General features: G+C 71.9%; 20 protein-coding genes. 1 reads left to right on the top strand and 19 read right to left on the bottom strand.

Annotated elements, in window-relative coordinates:
- From VIB11_RS00215 to mraZ, 19 genes are all read right to left on the bottom strand, one after another.
- Positions 1-203: hypothetical protein (locus VIB11_RS00215; protein WP_332027245.1), on the bottom strand; the 203-nt coding region annotated here is incomplete at its 3' end.
- A gap of 181 nt (positions 204-384) precedes the next feature.
- Positions 385-1,377 (bottom strand): DivIVA domain-containing protein, encoded by a 993-nt coding sequence (locus VIB11_RS00210; RefSeq protein ID WP_332027244.1) that lies wholly within the window; start codon positions 1,375-1,377, stop codon positions 385-387.
- 86 nt (positions 1,378-1,463) lie between these two features.
- Positions 1,464-1,751 carry a YggT family protein gene (locus tag VIB11_RS00205; RefSeq protein WP_332027243.1) on the bottom strand — a complete coding sequence of 96 codons (288 nt, stop codon included), beginning with the start codon at positions 1,749-1,751 and terminating at the stop codon, positions 1,464-1,466.
- 45 nt (positions 1,752-1,796) lie between these two features.
- Positions 1,797-2,294: a cell division protein SepF gene (locus VIB11_RS00200; RefSeq protein WP_332027242.1), complete on the bottom strand. Its 498-nt coding sequence runs from the start codon at positions 2,292-2,294 to the stop codon at positions 1,797-1,799.
- 46 nt (positions 2,295-2,340) lie between these two features.
- On the bottom strand, positions 2,341-3,036 hold the full coding sequence (locus VIB11_RS00195; protein ID WP_332027241.1) for a YggS family pyridoxal phosphate-dependent enzyme: 696 nt from the start codon (positions 3,034-3,036) through the stop codon (positions 2,341-2,343).
- The gene (gene pgeF, locus VIB11_RS00190; RefSeq protein WP_332027240.1) at positions 3,033-3,761 is read right to left on the bottom strand and encodes a peptidoglycan editing factor PgeF; all 729 of its coding nucleotides are present in this window, start codon (positions 3,759-3,761) and stop codon (positions 3,033-3,035) included. The genes VIB11_RS00195 and pgeF overlap by 4 nt, the downstream gene beginning before the upstream one ends.
- Positions 3,762-3,838: 77 nt before the next feature.
- Positions 3,839-5,161 (bottom strand): cell division protein FtsZ, encoded by a 1,323-nt coding sequence (gene ftsZ / locus VIB11_RS00185; protein WP_332027239.1) that lies wholly within the window; start codon positions 5,159-5,161, stop codon positions 3,839-3,841.
- Positions 5,162-5,557: 396 nt separating this feature from the next.
- The gene (locus VIB11_RS00180; protein ID WP_332027238.1) at positions 5,558-6,301 is read right to left on the bottom strand and encodes a cell division protein FtsQ/DivIB; all 744 of its coding nucleotides are present in this window, start codon (positions 6,299-6,301) and stop codon (positions 5,558-5,560) included.
- The gene (murC, locus tag VIB11_RS00175; RefSeq protein ID WP_332027237.1) at positions 6,298-7,737 is read right to left on the bottom strand and encodes a UDP-N-acetylmuramate--L-alanine ligase; all 1,440 of its coding nucleotides are present in this window, start codon (positions 7,735-7,737) and stop codon (positions 6,298-6,300) included. Before murC ends, VIB11_RS00180 begins: the two co-directional genes overlap by 4 nt.
- The gene (gene murG, locus VIB11_RS00170) at positions 7,734-8,891 is read right to left on the bottom strand and encodes an undecaprenyldiphospho-muramoylpentapeptide beta-N-acetylglucosaminyltransferase (RefSeq protein ID WP_332027236.1); all 1,158 of its coding nucleotides are present in this window, start codon (positions 8,889-8,891) and stop codon (positions 7,734-7,736) included. The genes murC and murG overlap by 4 nt, the downstream gene beginning before the upstream one ends.
- Positions 8,888-10,171, bottom strand: a complete 1,284-nt coding sequence (ftsW, locus tag VIB11_RS00165; protein WP_332027235.1) for a putative lipid II flippase FtsW — start codon at positions 10,169-10,171, stop codon at positions 8,888-8,890. The genes murG and ftsW overlap by 4 nt, the downstream gene beginning before the upstream one ends.
- Before the next feature lie 3 nt (positions 10,172-10,174).
- Complete coding sequence (gene murD / locus VIB11_RS00160; RefSeq protein ID WP_332027234.1) at positions 10,175-11,677, bottom strand: UDP-N-acetylmuramoyl-L-alanine--D-glutamate ligase; 1,503 nt, start codon at positions 11,675-11,677, stop codon at positions 10,175-10,177.
- Positions 11,674-12,756, bottom strand: a complete 1,083-nt coding sequence (mraY, locus tag VIB11_RS00155; protein WP_332027233.1) for a phospho-N-acetylmuramoyl-pentapeptide-transferase — start codon at positions 12,754-12,756, stop codon at positions 11,674-11,676. Before mraY ends, murD begins: the two co-directional genes overlap by 4 nt.
- Positions 12,753-14,165: a UDP-N-acetylmuramoyl-tripeptide--D-alanyl-D-alanine ligase gene (locus VIB11_RS00150; protein ID WP_332027232.1), complete on the bottom strand. Its 1,413-nt coding sequence runs from the start codon at positions 14,163-14,165 to the stop codon at positions 12,753-12,755. Before VIB11_RS00150 ends, mraY begins: the two co-directional genes overlap by 4 nt.
- Positions 14,162-15,727, bottom strand: a complete 1,566-nt coding sequence (locus tag VIB11_RS00145; protein WP_414695719.1) for a UDP-N-acetylmuramoyl-L-alanyl-D-glutamate--2,6-diaminopimelate ligase — start codon at positions 15,725-15,727, stop codon at positions 14,162-14,164. The genes VIB11_RS00150 and VIB11_RS00145 overlap by 4 nt, the downstream gene beginning before the upstream one ends.
- Positions 15,724-17,532, bottom strand: coding sequence for a penicillin-binding protein 2 (locus VIB11_RS00140; protein ID WP_332027230.1), 1,809 nt, complete (start codon positions 17,530-17,532; stop codon positions 15,724-15,726). Before VIB11_RS00140 ends, VIB11_RS00145 begins: the two co-directional genes overlap by 4 nt.
- A gap of 446 nt (positions 17,533-17,978) precedes the next feature.
- Entirely contained in the window at positions 17,979-18,695 is a 717-nt protein-coding gene (locus VIB11_RS00135; protein WP_332027229.1) for a hypothetical protein, read from the bottom strand.
- Positions 18,692-19,672 carry a 16S rRNA (cytosine(1402)-N(4))-methyltransferase RsmH gene (rsmH, locus tag VIB11_RS00130; RefSeq protein WP_332027228.1) on the bottom strand — a complete coding sequence of 327 codons (981 nt, stop codon included), beginning with the start codon at positions 19,670-19,672 and terminating at the stop codon, positions 18,692-18,694. The genes VIB11_RS00135 and rsmH overlap by 4 nt, the downstream gene beginning before the upstream one ends.
- A 243-nt stretch (positions 19,673-19,915) precedes the next feature.
- Positions 19,916-20,347: a division/cell wall cluster transcriptional repressor MraZ gene (gene mraZ / locus VIB11_RS00125; RefSeq protein WP_332027227.1), complete on the bottom strand. Its 432-nt coding sequence runs from the start codon at positions 20,345-20,347 to the stop codon at positions 19,916-19,918.
- 443 nt (positions 20,348-20,790) lie between these two features.
- Between mraZ and VIB11_RS00120 the strand changes: the two genes are divergently transcribed.
- The gene (locus tag VIB11_RS00120) at positions 20,791-21,765 is read left to right on the top strand and encodes a MoxR family ATPase (RefSeq protein WP_332027246.1); all 975 of its coding nucleotides are present in this window, start codon (positions 20,791-20,793) and stop codon (positions 21,763-21,765) included.
- The last annotated feature ends 145 nt before the right edge of the window (positions 21,766-21,910 follow it).

Raw genomic sequence — 21,910 nt, 5'->3', positions numbered from 1 at the left:
GCGGTCTTCGTGGTCGCGGTCTTCGTGGTCGCGGTCTTCGTGGTCGCGGTCGTCCTCTTGGTCGGCGCGGCCTTCTTCGCCGGTGAAGCCTTCTTCACCGTGCCGGCCTTGGTGGAAGCGGACGCGGTGGCCGCTGACGTCGTGGCCGCGGCGGTCTTCCTGGTGGTGCTCTTCTTCGCCGCCTGCGCCGTCCGTGCAGCCATCTCAGGACCCCTTGCGTCGCAGCGCCCGCCCACACGAGCGCGTCAGGTGCGGCGAGGATAAGCGCTCCCGCCCCGGTACTCAACGGCAAAACGCCCTGACCTTGGGCCCCAACACGGAGGGCGCCGACCACGGGTGTGGTCGGCGCCCTCCGGCGAGTGCTGCTGCGATGACGCGGGCTGGTCAGCCTTCCTTGCCCTCCCGGGAGGGGTCGAGGTCGGCGCCGGTGTGGTCCAGCTGCTGCAGCTGGCCCTCGATGTACGACTTCAGGCGGGCGCGGTAGTCGCGCTCGAAGCCACGCAGCTCCTCGATCTTCTTCTCGAGCAGGCCGCGCTCCCGGCCGAGCTCCTCCAGGATCTGCGCCTTCTTCTGCTGCGCCTCGTGCAGCATCCCCGTCGACCGCTCCCGGGCCTCGGTGATGAGCTGCTCGTGCTTGGTCGTGGCCTCGCGCAGCAGCTCGTCGTGACGGCTCTGGGCCGAGGCGAGGAGCTCGTCGTGACGGGCCTGCCCGGTGGACACCAGCTCGTCGTGCTTGGCCTGCGCCTCGGCGATGAGGCGGTCGCGCGTGGTCTCACCCTCGCCGACGTGCTCGTCGTGGAGTCGCTGCGCCAGCGCGATGAGGCTCGCAGCGCTGGCCCCGCCGCCCGCGGCAGCCGCGCCCAGCTCGGACACAGCCGGCTCGGCAGGCGCCGCTGCAGGTGCGGGAGCCGCCTGCGCTGCCTGCGCCGCCTGGGCGGCGTTCTCCTCAGCGGCGGTCTGACGCTCACCGGCGGCCTTGATGCGCTCCTGCGCGGCCTTCTCGGCCTGCTCGGCGCGCGCCGTCGCAGCAGCAACCCGCTCCTGCGCGGCCTTCTCGGCCTCCTCGGCGCGGGCCTTGATCGCTGCCAGCTTCTCCTGCGCCTCGCGGGCCGCGCGCTCCTCGGCGTCCTTGGCGTCCTTGGCCGCAGCGGCGCGGCGGGCCTCCGCCTGCGGGTCCGGCTTGGCCACCGGTGCCATGCCCCGACCCTCGCGGCACTCGTTCAGCTGCTCCCGCAGGTCGTCCGTCTCCTTGACCAGCCGGCGCATCTCCGCGACGACCTCGTCGAGGAAGTCGTCGACCTCTCGCTCGTCGTAGCCACGACGGAACTGGGTCGGTGTGAAGTTCTTGTTGAGGACATCTTCGGGCGTGAGCGCCATGTAGTCACCTCGGTCGGCAGGTCATCGGCAGTGCAATCGCAAGCATCCCAGAGTCTGGGGTGCCCTTCACCCTATTGGATGGGCGCTCAGCCGCGAATGACACCCATCAGGATGGACACCGTGAGCATCAGGACCAGGAACGCGAGGTCGATCCGCACCGCACCCAGGCTGAGGGGCGGAATCACCCGGCGCAGCGCCTTCAGCGGCGGGTCCGTGACGGTGTACACCGCCTCGGCGATGACCAGCATCGGGCCCCTCGGACGCCAGTCGCGGCTGAACGCCTGCACCCAGTCCAGGACGAGCCGCCCGATGAGCAGCACGAAGAAGATGAACAGCAGGAAGTTCAGGACACTGCCGATCGGGCCAAGGCTCATGGCGGAAAGGGTGTCATGTCAGCCCTGCGGGCACGCAGGGCGGGGTCAGCTCTGGTTGAACAGGCCGCGGGTGCTCGGCGCGGCCGCCCCTTCTTCTGCCGAGACCTCGACGTGCGATGGGGAGAGGAGGAAGACCTTGGAGGTGACTCGCTCGATCGACCCGTGCAGCCCGAAGACCAGACCGGCGGCGAAGTCGACGAGGCGCTTGGCGTCGGCGTCGTCCATGTCGGAGAGGTTCATGATGACCGGCGTGCCGTCGCGGAAGCTCTCGCCGATGTTCTTGGCCTCGTTGTACGTGCGGGGGTGGATCGTCGTGATGCGGTTCAGTGCACCCACCTCGACGTCCCGGACCACGCGCGCGACGGGCGTGCGCTGCGGGAGGTGCGTCACCGCCGCAGCACGCTCCTGCTGCGGCTCGGCCGGCGCGGCCTGGGCGTGCTGACGTGGGGTCTCGTCGTAGTCGTACTCGTCGTAGCCCTCGTAGCGCTCGTCGTCCTCGGCGAGCCCGAGGTACACCATCGTCTTGCGCAGCGCCCCTGCCATGAGAGCTCCCTTTGGTCCATCGTGCGAGATCGGTTCGCGACTGAAGTTACCGAAGGGGCGGACGAGAACCGAGGATTGCGCTGCCGACACGCAGGTGTGTCGCCCCGTGGGCGATCGCCGCCTCGAGGTCGGCGCTCATCCCCGCGGAGACCCACGTCGCCCGGGGGTGGTCCTGCTGTATGCCGCGCGCCACCTCGCGCAGCAGCGCGAAGGCGGGGTCCGGGTCACCCCCGAGCGGCGCGACCGCCATCACCCCGAGCAGGTCGAGATCGGGGCTCTCGGCGACCTGGTCGGCGAGCGCTCGAGCCTCGGCGGGGGCCACGCCCGCGCGCCCGCTCTCGTGGTCGAGCGCGACCTGGACCAGCACGCCGAGGCGACGTCCCGCGGAACGGGCCCCGCGCTGCAGTGCCTCCGCGAGTCGGGGGCGGTCGACCGACTGGACCACGTCGGCATACCTCGCCACGGCACCCGCCTTGTTGGTCTGGAGCTGGCCGATGAAGTGAAGGGTCAGGTCGGCCCTGCGCCGCACCTCCAGCATCTTGGCGGCGGCCTCCTGGTGGCGGTTCTCGCCGATGTGGCGGACGCCGAGGTCGACGAGCAGGTCGACGTCGGAGGCCGGGAAGAACTTCGTGACGGCCACCAGCTCGACCTCGCCGGGATCCCTCCCGGCAACCGCGCACGCCCGCTCCACGCGCTGGAGAACGTGCTGGAGACCGGCAGCAAGCTCCTCGCGCCGCGTCATGCCTGCGCCAGCTGGACAACGCCTGCGAAGCGTCCGGTCTGACGGTCGCGCCGATACGAGTACAGGCGATCGGACTCGCGCGTGCACCCCGGAACCCACTGCACCGCAACGCTGTTCGCGCGCAGCTGCGCCACCACCCCGGCAGCGACGTCGATCGCCGGCGTGCCGGACCACGAGACGGCGCGCGCCTCCGGAGACACCTCTGCGGCAGCGAGGCTCATCTCCTCGGGGACCTCGTAGCAACGCCCACACACGGAGGGACCGACGACCGCGGTGATCTCGCGGGCGCCTGCCTCCCGCATGGTCGCGACAGCGCGGTCGATGATCCCCGTCGTCATGCCCGGTCGCCCGGCGTGCACGGCTCCGATGACGCCCGCCACCGGGTCTGCCAGCAGCACCGGCGTGCAGTCGGCCACCAGCACCGCGAGGGCGAGACCCGGGGTTGTCGTCACGATGCCGTCGACGGCAGGCGCCCCGGCACCGCGTTCCCACGGGCCGTCGACCACGGCGACGTCCGCGCCGTGGCACTGGTTCATGAAGACCAGCTCGTGGCGGTCGCGCCCGAGCGAGTCCGCAAGCCGGTGGCGGTTCTGCTCGACGGCCTCGGGGTCGTCCCCGACGTGGCCTCCGAGGTTGAGGGTGCCGAAGGGCTGCTGGCTGACTCCGTCTGCCCGGTCGGTGATGCCCCACTCGACGGGGCCGGTCTGCTCACGCCAGAAGAACACAGGCGACACCGTATGACACGGGAGACACACGACGGGCGCCCGGCCGGTGGCCGGGCGCCCGTCGTGTGGTGTCGTGCCTACTTCAGGAAGTCGGGGACGTCGAGCTCGTCGGAGTCGTCGAAGGTCACCGTGCGCGGCGGGCGGGCCGGCTGCTCCTGCGTGTGCCCGCCGTGACCGCCCTGCCCGTTGTGCGACGGCTGGTGGCCGTTGCCCTGCTCCGGCTGCGCCTGCTGCACCGGCTGTGGCGGAGCCACCCGGGGCGTCCCGTGCACTGGTGCGGAGGTCGGCTGGACGGCCGGCTGCTGCGCGGCGTGGACGGGCTGGGCCGCGTGCACCGGCTGGTGGTTGGCCGGCTGCGGCCGCTGGGCCGGAGCCGGGGCCACCGGCTGCTGCTGGCGCTGGGGGGCGCCCTGGATCTGGCCGATGGCCCGGTCGTTGTCGCGCTTCAGCGGCGCCCCGCCGTCGAAGCCGGCGGCGATGACGGTGACCCGCACCTCGTCACCCAGCGCGTCGTCGATCACCGCACCGAAGATGATGTTGGCCTCGGGGTGGGCGGCCTCCTGCACGAGCCGGGCGGCCTCGTTGATCTCGAAGAGGCCGAGGTCGCTGCCGCCCTGGATGGAGAGCAGGACGCCGTGGGCGCCGTCGATGCTGGCCTCGAGCAGCGGCGAGGAGATCGCCAGCTCGGCCGCCTGCACCGCCCGGTCGTCGCCGCGCGAGGACCCGATGCCCATGAGGGCGGACCCCGCACCCTGCATCACGGACTTGACGTCCGCGAAGTCGAGGTTGATCAGGCCGGGGGTGGTGATGAGGTCGGTGATGCCCTGGACGCCGGAGAGCAGCACCTGGTCCGCGCTGCGGAAGGCGTCCAGCATGCTGACGGCACGGTCACTGATGGACAGGAGCCGGTCGTTCGGGATCACGATGAGGGTGTCGACCTCCTCGCGGAGGCTGAGGATGCCGGACTCGGCCTGGTTGGCGCGGCGGCGGCCCTCGAAGGTGAACGGGCGGGTGACGACGCCGATGGTCAGCGCACCCAGGCCCTTGGCGATCTTGGCCACGACCGGGGCGCCGCCCGTGCCGGTGCCGCCACCCTCGCCCGCGGTGACGAAGACCATGTCGGCGCCCTTGAGCACCTCCTCGATCTCCTCCGCGTGATCCTCGGCGGCCTTCTTGCCGACCTCGGGGTCGGCGCCGGCGCCCAGCCCGCGGGTCAGCTCGCGGCCCACGTCGAGCTTGACGTCGGCGTCGCTCATGAGCAGGGCCTGGGCGTCGGTGTTGATCGCGATGAACTCAACGCCCTTCAGGCCAACCTCGATCATGCGGTTGATGGCGTTGACGCCGCCACCGCCGATGCCGACGACCTTGATGACGGCCAAGTAGTTCTGTGGTGCTGCCACGTCGGTGGGCCTCTCCTGAAAGCGTTTCTAAAGGGGTGGTGCTGGCTCGTGGCACTGTCGCTGCCCCGAGCGGAAACCCCGAGTCCGAGGAACAAGCCTCAGGGTCCACTAGAGGGTTAGAATTATGTCAACCCTGCCGACGCAGACGCTATGCGGACGGATGGGTGCAAGCAACCTGCCGCGCAGCGTGTCGCAAGACTCGTCGGCAGGTTTTTCGCAGCCCTCGGGTGCGGTGGCCGGGCGAGCCTATCGCGCGCCGTCACAGCCGTCACACGAGCCTCACGTGCAACTCGACCTCGAGGGTTCACGCCTGGGTTACACCTGGGTCTACACCTGGGTTCACATCTGGGTTCACGCCTGGAACACGCCTGGGTTCACGCCTGGTCCACACCTCGGTCAGCGGGTCACCGGGGTGTCCGGGGCGCTGACGTCGATGACCTTGGGTGAGTCCTTCAGCAGGGCAGTCATCACGGTCAGCTTCTTCTCGGGCAGGGCCACACCACCCCACACGACGGTCGTGCGACCCACCTTGAGGGTGACGAGGTTGGCGCCACTGACCGTCACGTTCGTCACCCGGCGCTCCACCGACGGCGGCAGCACCGTGACGACGGAGACGGCCGCCTTGAGCGCGTCGCGGGTCAGGGCCGCGTCCGAGGCGGCGTCCACGAGGGGTACGCCCCTCGGCGCCTTCCTGACCTGGGCGTATGCCACCCCGCGCGAATCCACAACGTGTAGTTGACCTTGAGGGTTCTTGGCCACGAGGACGGGCACACGCGGACTGGCGTGGATCACCAGCGTGCTGGGCCACGACCGCTCGATCGAGACGTTGGCGAGCGTCGCCATCTGGCGGACCCGGTCGGCGATGCCCCCGGAGTCCACCCGGGCGAGAGGTGTCCCGACGGGCACCGCCGCCAGGCGCGTGATCGCCGGGACCTCCCCCGCGGGGACGCCCACGACCTCGACCGTGCGAACGACGAGCAGCGGGCTGAAACCCACCACCCAGACCACCAGGCCCAGCATCCCCAGGGCCAGGGCGCCCCACCCGGCCAGCCGCCAGGGGCGTCGCCGCACGTCGGCGGCGCGCTGTTGGAACCGCGCCCGCGACGAGGCGAGCCCCGTCGGACGACTGGTGCGGCTCATGCCGGGCCGAGGGCCCGCAGCACCTCCGGGCCGATCATCGTCACGTCACCCGCCCCCACCGTGAGGACCAGGTCACCGGGCCGGGCCCGGCGAGCCGTCGCCTCGGCCACCGCCGACCAGGACGGGATCACCTCCACGTCGACGTCGGGACGGATCTCGCGCAGGGCGTCGGCGACGAGGGTGGAGGAGACTCCGGGGATGGGGTCCTCGCGGGCGCCGTAGACCTCCATCAGGACCACGGCATCGGCGGGCGCCAGCGCAGCCGCGAACTCGAGCGCGAAGTCTCGCGTCCGCGAGTAGAGGTGGGGCTGGAACACCACGATGAGCCGGCCCTGCCCGGCGACCAGCTCGGCCCCGGTCCCGACGACCGCAGCGACCTTTCCGGGGTTGTGCGCGTAGTCGTCGACCACGCTGACCCCGGCCGCCGTGCCCTTCGGCTCGAAGCGGCGGCGGGTGCCCGTGAAGCCGAAGAGCCCGTCGAGGACGCGAGTGGGGTCCTGGCCCAGGCCTGCCGTCGCCGCGGTGTAGGCGGCCGCCGCGTTGAGCAGGTTGTGCCGGCCGGGGATGTTGATCCGCAGCGCACGGCGGCGTCCCGTGGCATCCGTCAGCGTCGCCCGGCTCATCAGGCCATGGGCGACGGGCTCATTCAGCGTCACGTCGGCGTCCGGGGACCAGCCATAGGTCAGGACCCGTCGGCCGGCGGAGCGGGCGGCCTCGGCCAGGGCCCGCGAGCCGTCGTCGTCCTGGCAGGCCACGAGGAGGCCCCCGTCGACCACGGACTCGGCGAACTCGGCATACGCCCGCTGGACGTTCTCGAACGTGCCGTAGAAGTCGAGGTGGTCGGGCTGGACGTTCGTGACGATGGCGACGTCCGGGCGGTAGACCAGGAAGGAGCCGTCGCTCTCGTCGGCCTCGGCCACGAAGACCTCACCCGAGCCCCAGTGCGCGTTGGTGCCGTGCTTGGCGAGCTCGCCCCCGGCGGCAAAGGAGGGATCGGCCCCGCAGTGCTGCAGCGCCACCGTCAGCATCGACGTCGTCGTGGTCTTGCCGTTGGCACCGGCGACGGCGAGTCGGCGCGACGACGACATGGTGCTCGCGAGGGCCTGGGAGCGGTGCAGCACGCGCAGCCCACGCTGACGGGCGGCGGCGAGCTCGGGGTTGGACTCTCGGACGGCCGAGGAGATGACGACGGTGTCGACGCCCTCGAGGTGGGCGGGGTCGTGCCCCACCCAGACGGTGGCCCCCTCGGCGGCCAGCGCGGTGAGGACCGGCGTGTCCTTCGCGTCCGAGCCCGACACCCGACAGCCGCGCGCCAGCATCACGCGCGCGACCCCTGACATACCGGAGCCACCGATGGCGATGAAGTGCACGGCACCGAGCTCGCTGAGGTCCGGCACTGGCGCACGGAAGTCGAACCGCTCGTTCAGGCCGTTCACCGGCTGCTCCCGGGCGAGCCGGCACGCGCGCGCTGCACCATGTCGGCGAGTGCCTCGTCCGCACCCCGCTCCCCCACGCTCGCCGCGGCCTCGGCCATGGCCTGGATGCGCCCGCCGTCAGCGACGAGCGGGAGGAGCTCGCGGTCGATCCACTCCGGCGTCAGCGCACTGTCGTCGACGAGGATGCCGCCACCGGCAGCGACCACGTCTGCGGCGTTGAACCGCTGCTCGCCGTTGCCGATGGGCAGCGGCACGTAGACGGCAGGAAGCCCCACCGCGGTCAGCTCGCACACGGTGTTGGCCCCGGCACGTGCGACGACGAGGTCGGCCGCGGCATACGCGAGGTCCATGCGGTCGGCGAAGGCGAGCACGACGTAGGGCGGGCCCACGACCTCGGACCCCGGCTCGAACTCCTTGCCGAGGCCGGTGATGTGCAGGATCTGCACGCCGGCCGCGCGCAACCCGTCGACGCGGGCCTCGAAGGCGTGGTTCAGCCGTTGGGCACCCAGCGAGCCGCCCGTGACCAGCACGGTGGGTCGGTCCGCCTCGAGGCCGAAGTGCTCGAGAGCCTCGGCCCGGATCGCGTCGCGGTCGAGCAGCGCGATCTCGCGGCGCAACGGCATGCCGACGACGGTGGCCCCGCGCAGGGCGGTCGAGGCGAACGTCGTGGCGACGTGCGGGGTGAACCGTGCGCCGAGCCGGTTGGCGATCCCGGGTCGCGCGTTCTGCTCGTGGACCACGATCGGCACACGGCGCTTGCGCGCGGCGAGGTAGGCGGGGGTCGACACGTACCCGCCGAAGCCCACCACCACCTCCGCCCCGGTCTCGTCGATGGCACGGCCGGCGGCCGCCACCGCGGCGCGCAGGTTCCCCGGGAGACGGACGAGGTCGGAGGACGGGCGCCTCGGCAGCGGGACCTTGGGGATGGTGCGCAGCTCGTAGCCGCGGGCAGGGACCAGGCGCGACTCGAGGCCCTGCTCGGTGCCCAGCGCGGTGACCACCATGTCGGGGTCGCGCCGGCGCAGCGCGTCGGCCAGGGCGAGCAGCGGGGAGACGTGGCCGGCCGACCCGCCCCCGGCGAGCAGGACGGAGCGGGGCAGGCTGGTGCCGGACGGCGAGCCGGGCGCGGAGGCCGGGCCGGGGCCCGAGGTCATCGCCCTGCCCCCCGCCCGGACCCGCGTGCCGCGCCGCGTGACCGCCCGACGGGCAGCACTGCCAGGGAGCGGCGGACCACCGAAGGCCGTGCCGCCAGCGCCTCCGCGCAGCCGGGCTCCTGGCGGGCGAAGGACAGCAGCATCCCGAGGGCGAGCATCGTGGTCACCAGAGAGGATCCTCCCGAGGACACCAGGGGCAGCGGCACGCCGATGACCGGCAGCAGGCCGATCACGGCGCCGATGTTGACGATGGCCTGGACCACGATCCAGGCCATGACCCCGCCGGTGGCGAGGCGGATGAACAGGTCGTCGGTCCGCAGCACGAGGCGGTAGCAGACGAGGGCGAGGACGGCGAACAGGGCCAGGACGACGAGCGTGCCGGGGAGTCCGAGCTCCTCGCCGATGATCGCGTAGATGAAGTCGTTGTGCGGCTCCGAGAGCCACTGCCACTTCTCGCGGCTGGCGCCGAGACCGACACCCCACCAGCCGCCGTCGGCGAGGGCGTACCGGCCGTGGAGGGGCTGGCGGGCGGCCCCGAACGGGTCGGTGTCCTTCCCGAGCCAGACGTCGAACCGCGCGAGGCGGTTCTCGCTGGTGAGGATCATGACCGCGGCCAGCAGGCCGAAACCGAGACCTCCCACCGCGAACAGCCGCCAGGAGACCCCCGCGGTGTAGAGCACGGCAGCGACGATCGCGCTCATCACGATGACCGTGCCGAGGTCGTGGCCGAGCAGCACCAGCAGGATGGCCAGACCGGAGAAGGGAACGACGAAGGGCACCAGGGCGTGCTTGAAGTGCCCGAGCAGCTTGCGCTTGCGGGTCAGCACCGCGGCCCCGAAGAGCACGATGCCGAGCTTGGCGAACTCCGAGGGCTGGATGCTGATCGGGCCCACGGCGATCCAGTTCGTGTTGCCGTTGACGCTCTTGCCGAGCGGGGTGAACACCAGCAGCTGGAGCGCCATGGCCCCCAGGAGGGCAGGCACCGCGAAGCGCTTCCAGGTCGCGACCGACACCCGGGAGGCGATGGTCATGGCGATGGCGCCGACGGCGGCGAACTGTGCCTGCCGCAGGAAGATCGTGTAGGACGAGTCGCTGCTCTTGTACGACACGATGGCGGAGGCCGAGAGCACCATGATCAGCCCGATGATGACCAGCACCGCGGTGACGCTGAGCAGCACGTAGTACGTGGTGACGGGCGACTCGAGCCGCTGGAGCCATGCCGGCACGCGCCCGTGCTCGGGCTGCCGCGCCTTCCCGGCGGCGGCGGAGGCACTGCTCACGGCCTACTCCCCCTTGGCGCTGGCGGCACGGCGCGCGACCGCCTCCGCGAAGGCGTCGCCGCGGGCGCCGTAGTTGGCGAACATGTCCATCGACGCTGCGGCAGGAGCCAGCAGCACGACGTCACCCGGCTGGGCGAGGTCGGCCGCGTGGGCCACGACGAGGTCCATGACACCAGTGTCCGTGCTGGCGACGTCCACCACGGGCACATCCGGCGCGTGTCGGGCGAGCGCCTCGGCGATCTGGGCGCGGTCGGCGCCGATCAGGACCACGCCGCGCAGCCGGGGGGCGACGTCCCGCACCAGCTGGTCGACGTCGGCCCCCTTGAGCAGGCCACCGGCGACCCAGACGACGTGCTCGAAGGCCTGGAGCGAGGAGGCTGCCGCGTGGGGGTTCGTGGCCTTGGAGTCGTCGACGTAGCGCACGCCCTCGACCGTGCCCGCGTCGGCGATGCGGTGCGGGTCGGGGGTGAAGGCGCGGAGCCCGTCGCGGACCGCCGCCGCCGGTACGCCGTAGGCGCGGGCGAGGGCCGCGGCGGCGAGCGCGTTGGCGAGGTAGTGCGGGGCGAGCACAGGCGCGCTGCCCTGCACGTCGGCCAGGGTCGCGAGCTCCGCGGCCGAGGTCCTGCGCTGCTCGACGAAGGCGCGGTCGGCGACCACGTCGTCGACCACCCCCACCATCGACAGGCCGGGGGTGCCGAGGGTGAAGCCGACGGCGCGGCACCCCTCCTGCACGTCGGCGTCCATGACGAGCTGTTCCGTGGCTGGGTCCTGGACGTTGTAGACGCAGGCGACCCGGGTGTTCTCGTAGACCTTCCCCTTGGCGGCGGCGTACTCCTCGAAGGAGCCGTGCCAGTCGACGTGGTCGGGAGCGACGTTGAGGCAGGCCGACGCCAGCGGCTCGAGCGAGTACGACCAGTGCAGCTGGAAGCTGGACAGCTCGACGGCGATCACGTCGTACGGCTCGGGGTGCAGCACCGCCTCGAGGATGGGCGTGCCGACGTTGCCCGCGCTGGTGGCCCGCAGGCCCGCCGAGCGCAGGATGGAGGCCAGCATGTTGACGGTCGTGGTCTTGCCGTTGGTGCCGGTCACCGTGAGCCACGGCGCGGGGTCCTCCTCGGGACGCATTCGCCAGGCGAGCTCGACCTCCCCCCAGATCGGTATGCCGCGCTGCGCCGCTGCTGCCAGCAGCGGCTGGTCCGGGCGCCACCCCGGCGAGGTGACGACGAGGTCGGGCAGGGGCCCGTCGGGGAGGCCGGAGACGTGCTCGGGGCCGAGGCGGACGTCCACGCCGAGGATGTCGAGGATGTGGGCCCGCTCGCCGAGCGCGGCGTTCTGCTCCGGGTCGCCGCCGTCGACCGCGGTCACGCGGGCCCCCCGCTCGTGGAGCGCATCCGCGGCGGCGAACCCGCTGACGCCGACGCCGGCGACCAGCACCCGCAGGCCACTCCAGTCGGCGCTGGCACTCGTCAGGCCGTCCAGTCGTCCCCCGATCGGTGCACCGCTCACGTCGCTCCCACAACCCACTCTGCGTAGAACAGCCCCAGCCCCAGGGCCACGAACAGCCCGGCGATGATCCAGAACCGGATGACGATGGTGACCTCGTTCCACCCCACGAGCTCGAAGTGGTGCTGGAGAGGTGCCATCCGGAACACCCGTTTGCCGGTCATCTTGAACGAGCCGACCTGGATGATCACCGACAGCGTGATGAGGACGAACAGACCACCGAGGATGATCACGAGCAGCTCGGTGCGGGTCAGGATGGCCAGGCCGGCGAGGGCGCCGCCGAGGGCGAGCGAGCCGGTGTCGCCCATGAAGATCTTGGCGGGCGAGGCGTTCCACCACAGGAAGCCGAAGCAGGCACCCATGCCGCACGCGGCCACCACGGCGAGGTCGTGAGCGTCACGCACCTCGTAGCACTTGATGCCCGGGTTGATCTGGCAGTTCTGGTTGAACTGCCAGATCCCGATGAGCACGTAGGCCGCGAAGACCATCACCGAGGCACCGGTGGCGAGGCCGTCGAGGCCGTCGGTGAGGTTCACGCCGTTGGAGGTGCCGGCGATCATGATGTTCGCCCAGAAGACGAACAGGATCAGGCCCACGATCGTCCCCGCGAAGGCCAGGTCGATGGTGGTGTCGCGGACGAACGAGATGTACGTCGACGCCGGGGTGCGTGACTTGTCGTTCGGGAACTGCAGTGCCAGCACGGCGAAGAGCACACCGACCAAGGTCTGGCCGGCGAGCTTCTCGCCCGAGCGCAGGCCGAGGCTGCGCTGCTTGCTGATCTTGATGAAGTCGTCGAGGAAGCCCACCAGCCCGAGCCCGGTCATGAGGAACAGGACGAGCAGGCCGCTCATCGTCACCGGCGTCAGCGTCACGAGGTGCGCGACGCCGTAGGCGAGCAGGGACGCGGCGAGGATGACGGCACCACCCATGGTGGGCGTGCCGCGCTTCGTGTGGTGCGACGTGGGGCCGTCGTCGCGGATGAACTGCCCGTAGCCACGACGCACGAGGAACTTGATGAACATGGGGGTGCCGAAGAGGGCGACCACCAGCGAGAAGACCGCGGCGATCAGGACTGCCTTCACGTCGTCTCCTCCGTCACGCCGGCCAGCGTGTCACCGAGCCACCGCAGCCCCGCGTCGCGGCTGGACTTCAGCAGCACGACGTCGCCGGGCTGCAGCTCCGTGGCCAGCAGGGCCTGGGCCGCGTCGACATCCGGCACCCAGACGACCTCCTCACCCCACGAGCCCTCGTGCTGTGCGCCGCTGGCCATGGGCCGGGCGGTCTCCCCCACCACGACGAGGCGCGAGATGTTCAGCCGGACCGCGAGGCGCCCGATGGCGTCGTGCTCGGCCACCGACTCGTCCCCGAGCTCGAGCATGGAGCCGAGCACAGCCCAGGTGCGCCGACCGCGTCCCATCGCGACCAGCGCCTTGAGTGCGGCCTTCATGGAGTCGGGGTTGGCGTTGTAGGCGTCGTTGACGATCGTGACGCCGTCCGGGCGCTCGGTCACCTCCATGCGCCAGCGGCTTGCGGGGGTCGCTGTGGCGAGCGCCCGGGCGATGGCCTCGATGTCCAGGCCGCACTCCAGGGCGACGGCGACGACAGCCAGGGCGTTGGCGACGTGGTGCTCACCGTGGAGTGCCAGGGTGATCCGCGTCTGGCCACGCACGCCATCGCCCGTCACGGTGAAGCTGGGGCGACCGGCCGCGTCCAGCTCGATGTCGACGGCCCGCAGCCCGGCCTCGTGGTCCGCACCCACCAGGAGAGCTCGGGCCGCGGTCTGCCCGGCCATGCTGCTGACCACGGGGTCGTCCGCGTTGAGGACGGCCAGCCCCCCGTCCGGGAGGGCCGCGACGAGCTCGGCCTTGGCGCGGCCGATCGCCTCGCGGGACCCGAACTCCCCGACGTGGGCCGTGCCGACGTTGAGGACGACCCCGATCGTCGGAGTCGCGATACCGGCCAGGTACTCGATGTGCCCGACCCCCCGCGCACCCATCTCGACGACGAGGAAGCGCGTGTCCGGGGTGACGCGGCAGATGGTCAGGGGAACGCCGACCTCGCTGTTCAGCGATCCGGCGGGAGCCACCGTGGGCCCGGCCGCGGAGAGGACGCTGGCCAGGAGGTCCTTGGTGCTCGTCTTGCCGGAGGACCCTGTGATCCCGACGACCGTCAGGTCGGGTCGGCGTTCGAGCACGCCGCGCGCCAGGGCCGCGAACGCGTCCTGGACGTCGTCCACGACCACGCACGGCAGCTCGGCCACTTCGCGGCTGGTCAGCGCCGCCACAGCACCGGCGTCGCGCGCTGCGCCCACGAACCGGTGGCCGTCGTGGGCCGCGCCGATGCGGGCGACGTACAGGCCTCCGGGGCCCGACTCGCGGGAGTCGGTGACGACCGGACCGTCGATGACGAGCGCCGCGGCCTCCTGGTCGTCGATCCCGTGCAGACGGCCGCCTGTGAGGTCGGCGATCTCCTTCAGGGACAGGGGGATCATGCGCCCACCTCGCGGGCGCCGGTGAGCTGCTGCAAGGCCTTGCGCACTTCCTCACGGTCGTCGAACGGGTGAATGGTGCCAGCAACGTCCTGGCCGGTCTCGTGCCCCTTGCCCACGACTGCCACGGTGCTCCCGGCTCCGGCGTCCGCGGCGGCCGCCAGGGCCGCGGCGATCGCGGCGGACCGGTCCCCCACCTCGTGCAGCTCGGCCCCGGCGGCGGCCTCCCTGGCACCCTCGAGCACCGAGCGACGGATGGCAGCGGGGTCCTCGGTGCGTGGGTTGTCGTCGGTGACGATGACGATGTCGGCGTTCTCGGCAGCGGCCCGACCCATCGCCGCGCGCTTGCCGCGGTCGCGGTCGCCGCCGGCCCCGAGGACGACGACCAGCGCGCCGGGCGTGGTGGGCCGCAGCGCACGCAGGGCGGAGGCCACCGCGTCAGGCGTGTGGGCGTAGTCGACCACGGCCCGTGGGAGCCCGTGGTCGCCCTCGAGGGCGACTGGCTCCATGCGGCCGGGGACACTGGGCGGCGCAGCACAGGCGAGCTCGACCTGCCCGGCCGGGACGCCCAGCGCCAGCAGGGCCAGGGCAGCCAGCGCGGTGTTGACCCGGTTGAAGTCCCCGGGAAGGGCCGACTGCAGGGTCAGGGTGGTGGAGCCGTCGGTGAGCGCGAAGCCCAGGGGGTTGGCCTCGTCAGGCACCAGCCGCCAGTCGGCCTCGACGTCCGGTCGCGACGTCATGGAGGTCACCGGCACGGTGGCCACGCCGACCAGCTCCCTGCCCCACTCGTCGTCGACGCACACCACCCCCCGCTGGCAGCGGGCAGGGGTGAACAGCTCCGCCTTGGCCTCGAAGTACTCCCGCATGCCGCCGTGGAAGTCGAGGTGGTCCTGCGACAGGTTGGTGAAGAGCGCGACGTCGTAGACCACGCCGTCGACGCGGTGCAGGTCCAGGGCGTGGCTCGACACCTCCATGACACAGGTGTCGACGCCCCGCTCCGCCATGACCGCCAGCAGTGCGTGCAGGTCGGTGGTCTCGGGTGTGGTGCGTTCGCTCCGGATCCGCTCGTCGGCGATCCGCGTCTCGACCGTGCCGATGAGACCGGTCGTGTGGCCGAGCGCCCCGAGCGCGGAGTCGATGAGGTAGGCCGTCGTGGTCTTCCCGTTGGTCCCGGTGACACCGATGAGCCTCATCGGGAGGTCGCCCGTGCCGTAGACCAGCGACGAGACCGCGCCGAGGGCGGCGCGCGGGTCGGGGACCACGACCCGGGGCAGGTCGACACCAGCCGTGTCGAGCAGGGCCTCCCCGGCCGGGTCGGTGAGCACCGCCACCGCCCCGCGGTCGCAGGCGCCGGCAGCGAAGTCCGCACCGTGCGCGCGGGCGCCCGGCAGGGCGGCATACAGGTCGCCGGGATGCACCGCACGGGAGTCCAGACAGACGCCGGTCACCTCGGCCGCGGGGGCCGAGTGCCCTGCGCCGGCTGCTGCGGCGACCTCGGAGAGCGAGGTGGCACGCAGGACGGTGGGGCGGGGGAATGACACGGTGGACGAGACTACCGGCCTCATCTGCGACGGACGTCGTCGGACTTCGTGTCCCGCAGGACGGAGGTGTCGCCGGCAGCCGGCTTGTCGGCCTTGACCGTCACCGTGGGGGCCTTGGTGTTCGTCGGCGGGATCTCCAGCTGCTGCAGGGCGTAGGTCATGACGTCCCGGAAGACGGGACCCGCGACGACCCCGCCGAAGTAGCCCTTGATGGGCCGCTGGAGTGTGACCGACACCACCAGCTCCGGCTTGTCGGCGGGCGCGAAGCCGATGAAGCTCGCCGTCTTGCCCGAGTAGCCGCCGACGGACGCGTCGTAGCGGTCCGCCGTACCGGTCTTGCCAGCCACGCGGTAGCCGTCGATCTTGGCCTCCGGCGCGGTGCCCTCCTTGCCCACGACGCCCTCCATCATGTCGCGGACCTGCTTGGCGACCTCGGGTGAGATGACGCGCACCGGCGTGGCTGCCGGCGCCTTCGTGAACCCTCCCCGGCCATCGCCCACCGAGTCGATGATGCGCGGCGGGACGCGCACCCCGTTGTTGGCGATGGTCTGGAACACGCCGGTGGCCTGCAGGGCGTTGACCGACAGGCCCTGCCCGTACAGCACGGTGTAGCGCTGCGAGCCGTCCCAGTCCTCGGCCTTCTTGAGCAGGCCGGGGCCCTCGCCGGGGAACCGCATGCCGGACGACTGGCCGAGTCCGAACCGGTAGAAGTAGTCGTGGATCTTCGACGCCTTGATCTTCTCCCCGGCGAGCACGGTGCCGATGTTGCTCGACTGTGCGAGCACGCCGGCGAAGGTGAGGTACTCGGTCGGGTGGTCGTGGCTGTCCTTGAACTCACGCGAGTCCGCACGCCAGATCCGGTTCGGGACCTCGACGACGGTCGAGGGCGTGACGACGCCTTCCTCGAGGGCTGCCGCAGCGGTCATCACCTTGGCCGTCGACCCGGGCTCGTAGACCTCGTTGAAGGCGCGGTTGGTCCAGTTCTCGCTGCTCTGGCCCGGCGCGTTGGGGTCGAAGGTCGGGTAGGACGCGACCGCCAGCAGCTCACCCGTCCGAGCGTGCTGGACGACGACGGTCCCCGAGAGGGCCCGGGTCTGGGTGACCTTCTGGGCCAGGGCGTTCTGGGCGAACCACTGAAGGTCCGAGTTGATGGTCAACCGGATGTCCCGCCCCGGCACGGCAGGGATGGTCTGCTGGTGGCCGGTGGGGATGATGCGGCCGTCGAGGGCCTGCTCGTACGTGGTCTTGCCGGCCTTGCCCGACAGCGCCTTGTCCATGAGCACCTCGACGCCGGCACCTGCGGTGCCGTTGGCCTGCAGGAAGCCCACCAGGGAGGCCGCGGCCGTCGACGTCGGGTAGTTCCGCTCCGACGTCGGCTCGCTGTAGATGCCCGGGATGCCGAGAGCCGCGACCTTGCGCCAGTTCAGGGGCGTCACGTTCTTCTGCAGGATCCGGTAGCGGGCGGACCCGGTCAGCATCGGCTCGAGCTGCTCCGCCGGCAGGTTGAGCAGCGGCGCGAGGTCGGCTGCGGCACCCGTGACCCCGACCTTGGTGTAGATCCCGTCGACGGTCTTCTTGTACTCCGTCACCGCGGTCTGGTCGACGGTGATGGTGCGTCGCTCGATGCTGGACGCGAGCACGGTGCCGGTGGAGTCGAGGATGCGCCCTCGCATCGCGGGGATCGGCACGGTGGCGGTCCGCGAGGACTGCGCGTCCGCGGAGACCGACGACGCATCGAAGCCCTGGAGACGCAGCAGCTGGGCGGCGAAGATGCTGAAGACGAAGAGCGCGGCGAAGACCATCGTCCGCATGCGCCGCCGCGGGCTCACCGTGCCGAGCTGCACGGACTTGGGGCGGTGGCCGGCCGGCCGACGTGGTGTCGCGGAACGGGCGGGCGTGCCACGGGTCGGCGTGGTGCGGGACCCTCCGGTGCGGCGGGCGGTGGCCGGGCGGCGGGCGGAGGCGTCGGCGCCCTGGGCGCCAGGGCCTCGTGTGGCCCGCCGCTGGGCGGTCGGCTCGGCACCCTTGGGGTGGGCGCCCTCGCGTGGGCGGGCCGCCCCGGACCCCGGGCCCGGGGCGCCGTGGGGAGCGCCTCGCCCCTCCCCACGGGACGCAGCAGGTCCGCGGGTCGCACCCGGGCCCCGGCTCGCACCGGGCCCCCGGCGCGCTCCAGCGCTGTCCCCTCGGGGTGGGCGGGGCTGACCCGGGCGGGAGCCACGGGGCTGGGTCACGGCGTTTCCTCGGTCGTGGTGGGGTCGCTGGCGTGGTGGGTCGGCTAGCGCGCCGTGGTCGGCGCCTGGCTCGGCCGGTTGGACTGGCCGCGGGCCTGGCCAGGGTTCTGGCGCTGCCCCTGGGTGGCGGACTTCGTGGTGCTGGTGGTGGTGCTCGTCGTCGTCTTGGTCCGGGCGTTGACGCTGGTGGTCGTCGTCAGGACCGTGCCGTCCGGCTTCGTCACCACCACCGTCGTCGTCGTGACCTCCCCCTTGCGTGACACCGTGGTCTTCGGCCCGGTGGCCTGGGGCTTCGCGACCGCCCTGCCCGGAGACGGGGACACCGCGGTGTCCGGTGCCGTGACCACGGTAAAGCCGGGCTGCTTCGCGGCCGGTTTCGCCACGCCGAGCACCTCTCCGTCACTCAGGCGCAGGAACGCCGCCGAGTCGGCAGGGACCATCCCGAGCCGCGCCGCACGCGCCGCGAGGTTGGCTGGGGACCGCTGGGCGTCGATGGCCGCCGTCAGCGCCTCCTCGGTGTCCGTGAGCTCGCCCGACGTGGTCTGGAGCTTGTGCAGGGTGAAGCTCCCCTCCGCCATGGAGGTGTTGAGCATGAGCAGCGCCATGAGCCCACCCACCAGGAGCAGCAGGCACAGGGCCGCGAACATGCCGCTGCCGGGCTGGCCGGCGCGGGCGGGAACGACCCTCAGCGGTTGGGGCGCCGCCGGGCGGCGCTGTGGGGCCCGTGATGCGACCCGGGCGGTCGCAGTCATCTGGCTCATCGGTGCTGTCCCTTCGTGGAGCGTGTTCTCTCGGCGACCCGCAGGCGGGCCGAAGCAGATCGGGGGTTGGCTGCCTTCTCCTCGGCGCTGGGCTCCTCCGCCCCGCGGGTGAGCAGGCGCAGGTATGCCGCGTGCTCGGGCAGCTCGACGGGCAGCCCCTCGGGCGCGCTGCTGCGCGCCCCCTGGGCGAAGACCCGTTTCGTGATGCGGTCCTCCAGCGAGTGGTAGCTCAGCACCGCCAGGCGCCCGCCCACGGCGAGGGTGTCGATGGCCGCCGGCAGCGCGGTCGCCCACACCGACAGCTCCTCGTTCACCTCGATGCGCAGGGCCTGGAAGGTCCGCTTGCCGGGGTGACCGCCGCTCTTCTGGCTGGCGGCCGGCACGGCCTTCTTGAGCAGGTCGACCAGCCGGGCCGAGGTGGTGAAGGGCTCGCGCTCCCGCTCGCGGACGATGGCGGCGGCGATCCGGCGCGCGAAGCGCTCCTCGCCGTACTCCCTCAGCACCCGCTCGAGCTCGGCCGCGTCATAGGTGTTGAGGACGTCTGCGGCCGTGATGCCGCGCGACTGGTCCATCCGCATGTCGAGCGGGGCGTCCTGGCTGTAGGAGAAGCCACGCTCGGTCTCGTCGAGCTGCAGCGAGGAGACCCCGAGGTCGAAGAGCGCCGCCTGCACCTTCGGGAGCCCGAGGTCGGCGAGCACGGTCGCGAACTCGTCGTACACGGCGTGCACCAGGGTGACGCGGGCGGCATACGGCTCGAGGCGCTCCCCCGCGAGCGCCAAGGCCTCCGGGTCGCGGTCGATCCCGACGACGCGGGCGTTCGGGCAGCGCTCGAGCACCGCTTCGGCGTGGCCGCCCATGCCGAGCGTCGCGTCGACGTAGACCGACCCCTGCTCCTGCAGGGCCGGCGCGAGCAGGTCGAGGATGCGGTCGCGCAGCACCGGGATGTGCCGGTCCGCAGCTCGCCCTCGGGTGCTCATCGCTGCCTGTCCTTCCTGCTGTGGTGCGGTGGTGCGGGTATGCCGGTGGGTCGGCCGCGGTGGGTCGGGGCCGGATCGGGTGGTGGATGGGGATCGGTGGGGTGACGGGTGGTGGCCCTGCGGTCAGGTCTCCATCCGCTTCGGTGGTGCCGCCCGGGACGGGGGAAGTCGTCCCGGGATGCGAAGCGGCTGGAGACCTGGCTTCAGGGATCGCCGCGTGGCGCAGCCTTCAGCCCGGCGCGCCTAGAGGAGTCCGGGAATCACCTCCTCGCTCTGGTCGGCGAACGCCTGCTCGGTGCTCTCGAGGTAGGCCGTCCACGAGGCGGTGTCCCACACCTCGAGCTTGGAGCCGGTCCCGATGACCGTGCACTCCCGCGACAGACCTGCGTACTGGCGCAGGGCCGCGGGGATGGTGACCCGGCCCTGCTTGTCCGGCACCTCGTCGGAGGCGCCGGACAGGAAGACACGGGTGTAGTCGCGGGCTGCCTTGCTGGTGGTGGGGGCCGCCTGCATCTGACCGGCGAGACGCATGAACTCGTCCAGGGGAAAGACGTAGAGGCAGCGCTCCTGGCCCCGGGTGACGACCAGGCCCTCGGCGAGGCGGTCGCGGAACTTGGCCGGGAGGAAGAGGCGGCCCTTCTCGTCGAGCCGAGGGTTGTGGGTCCCGAGAAACACGCCGCTCACCTCCCCTCTGGCGCCTCCAGGCGACTCCACCAGCCTCCTGTGCGCCCCACTTTACTCCACCGATACCCACACAGTGCGCTGAAATGGCGCCATTTCCTCATCCGTTTGGCTATTTCCGCAGGTCAATCGGGGTGGTGGAAAGTGGTGGAAGAATGTCGCCACGAAAAGGCGACATGACACCAATTCGGTGCAATTGCGGCATACCACCCTGGGGCAGCGCCCGCGGCCGGGCACCAGGGGCGCCCGGCGGCCGTTCATCGGACGTCGCGGGGAGCAAAACCCTGTCGCGGTGGGGCGAAGTGGGAGAAGATCGACCGAAACCAAGGGAAGGGATCCGGGTGGCCATCACCGAGCCAACGAAGGGACACGTCGTGCACGACCAGAGGGAGGCCGAGGGCGACGGGAACCGGGCCGACGCGCTTCAGGCCGGGGGGATGCGCGCGCCCGAGGCGGAGGCCGCCAGCCTGCAGACCGTGACGGCCGTCGCGGGGCGGCTCGCGACGGCGATGAACTCCGTCATCGAGGGCAAGCCGGACGTCGTGCGCACGGCGATCACCGTGCTCCTGGCCGAGGGTCACCTGCTGCTCGAGGACGTGCCGGGTGTCGGCAAGACGATGCTCGCCAAGACCCTCGCCCGGTCCATCGACTGCTCGGTCCGGCGCGTCCAGTTCACCCCCGACCTGCTCCCGAGCGACATCACCGGTGTCAGCGTGTTCAACCAGGACGTCCGCGACTTCGAGTTCCGCCCCGGCGCGATCTTCGCCAACGTCGTGGTGGGCGACGAGATCAACCGCGCCTCCCCGAAGACCCAGTCGGCGCTGCTCGAGTGCATGGAGGAGGGACAGGTCACCGTCGACGGGCAGACCTACAGGCTCCCGATGCCGTTCATCGTCATGGCGACCCAGAACCCCATCGAGATGGAGGGCACGTACCCCCTCCCCGAGGCGCAGCGGGACCGCTTCATGGCGCGGATCTCCCTCGGCTACCCGTCGGCGCGCGCCGAGGTCGCCATGCTCGACACCCACGGGCAGAGCAGCCCGCTCGAGAGCCTGAAGCCGGTCACGGACGCCGCCACCATCACGGCCATGGTGTACGCGGTGCGCGGCGTCTACACGAGTGACGCGATCAAGCAGTACGTCGTCGACCTCTCGGCGGCCACCAGGGCCAGCACGGCCCTGCGGCTCGGCGCGTCCCCCCGGGCCACCCTGCAGCTGCTGCGCGCCTCGCGGGCGCACGCGGCCCTCGAGGGCCGCGACCACGTCCTGCCCGACGACGTCCAGGCCATCGCGGTCCCCGTCCTCGCGCACCGCCTCATCCCGACCGGCGAGACCCAGCTCGCGCGCAAGACGACCGCCGACGTCCTGCACGACCTCATGCGACGGGTGCCCGTCCCCGCCGCCGGCCGCTGACCCGGAGGTTCGCCGTGCGTCGGCTCCGCGACCTGCTCACGACCCGAGGGCGAGCCTTCGTCTCCGCCGGGATCACCCTGGCCGTCTGCGGCCTCGGCCTCGGCTTCTCCGACCTCACCCGGATCGGCGTGCTGCTGGTCACCCT

This window comes from Pedococcus sp., assembly GCF_036554925.1.
In the GTDB taxonomy this organism is placed as follows: domain Bacteria; phylum Actinomycetota; class Actinomycetes; order Actinomycetales; family Dermatophilaceae; genus Pedococcus_A.
Note: the sequence above shows the minus strand (reverse complement) of the source record. Positions and strands in the feature narration are given on the sequence as shown.

Excerpts from the sequence above, each read along its gene's own strand:
- VIB11_RS00210 (WP_332027244.1), bottom strand. The coding sequence starts at position 1,377 with ATGGCGCTCACGCCCGAAGATGTCCTCAACAAGAACTTCACACCGACC.
- VIB11_RS00205 (WP_332027243.1), bottom strand. The coding sequence starts at position 1,751 with ATGAGCCTTGGCCCGATCGGCAGTGTCCTGAACTTCCTGCTGTTCATC.
- VIB11_RS00200 (WP_332027242.1), bottom strand. The coding sequence starts at position 2,294 with ATGGCAGGGGCGCTGCGCAAGACGATGGTGTACCTCGGGCTCGCCGAG.
- VIB11_RS00195 (WP_332027241.1), bottom strand. The coding sequence starts at position 3,036 with ATGACGCGGCGCGAGGAGCTTGCTGCCGGTCTCCAGCACGTTCTCCAG.
- VIB11_RS00180 (WP_332027238.1), bottom strand. The coding sequence starts at position 6,301 with ATGAGCCGCACCAGTCGTCCGACGGGGCTCGCCTCGTCGCGGGCGCGG.
- murG (WP_332027236.1), bottom strand. The coding sequence starts at position 8,891 with ATGACCTCGGGCCCCGGCCCGGCCTCCGCGCCCGGCTCGCCGTCCGGC.
- VIB11_RS00150 (WP_332027232.1), bottom strand. The coding sequence starts at position 14,165 with ATGATCCCCCTGTCCCTGAAGGAGATCGCCGACCTCACAGGCGGCCGT.
- VIB11_RS00145 (WP_414695719.1), bottom strand. The coding sequence starts at position 15,727 with ATGAGGCCGGTAGTCTCGTCCACCGTGTCATTCCCCCGCCCCACCGTC.
- VIB11_RS00135 (WP_332027229.1), bottom strand. The coding sequence starts at position 18,695 with ATGAGCCAGATGACTGCGACCGCCCGGGTCGCATCACGGGCCCCACAG.
- rsmH (WP_332027228.1), bottom strand. The coding sequence starts at position 19,672 with ATGAGCACCCGAGGGCGAGCTGCGGACCGGCACATCCCGGTGCTGCGC.
- VIB11_RS00120 (WP_332027246.1), top strand. The coding sequence starts at position 20,791 with ATGCGCGCGCCCGAGGCGGAGGCCGCCAGCCTGCAGACCGTGACGGCC.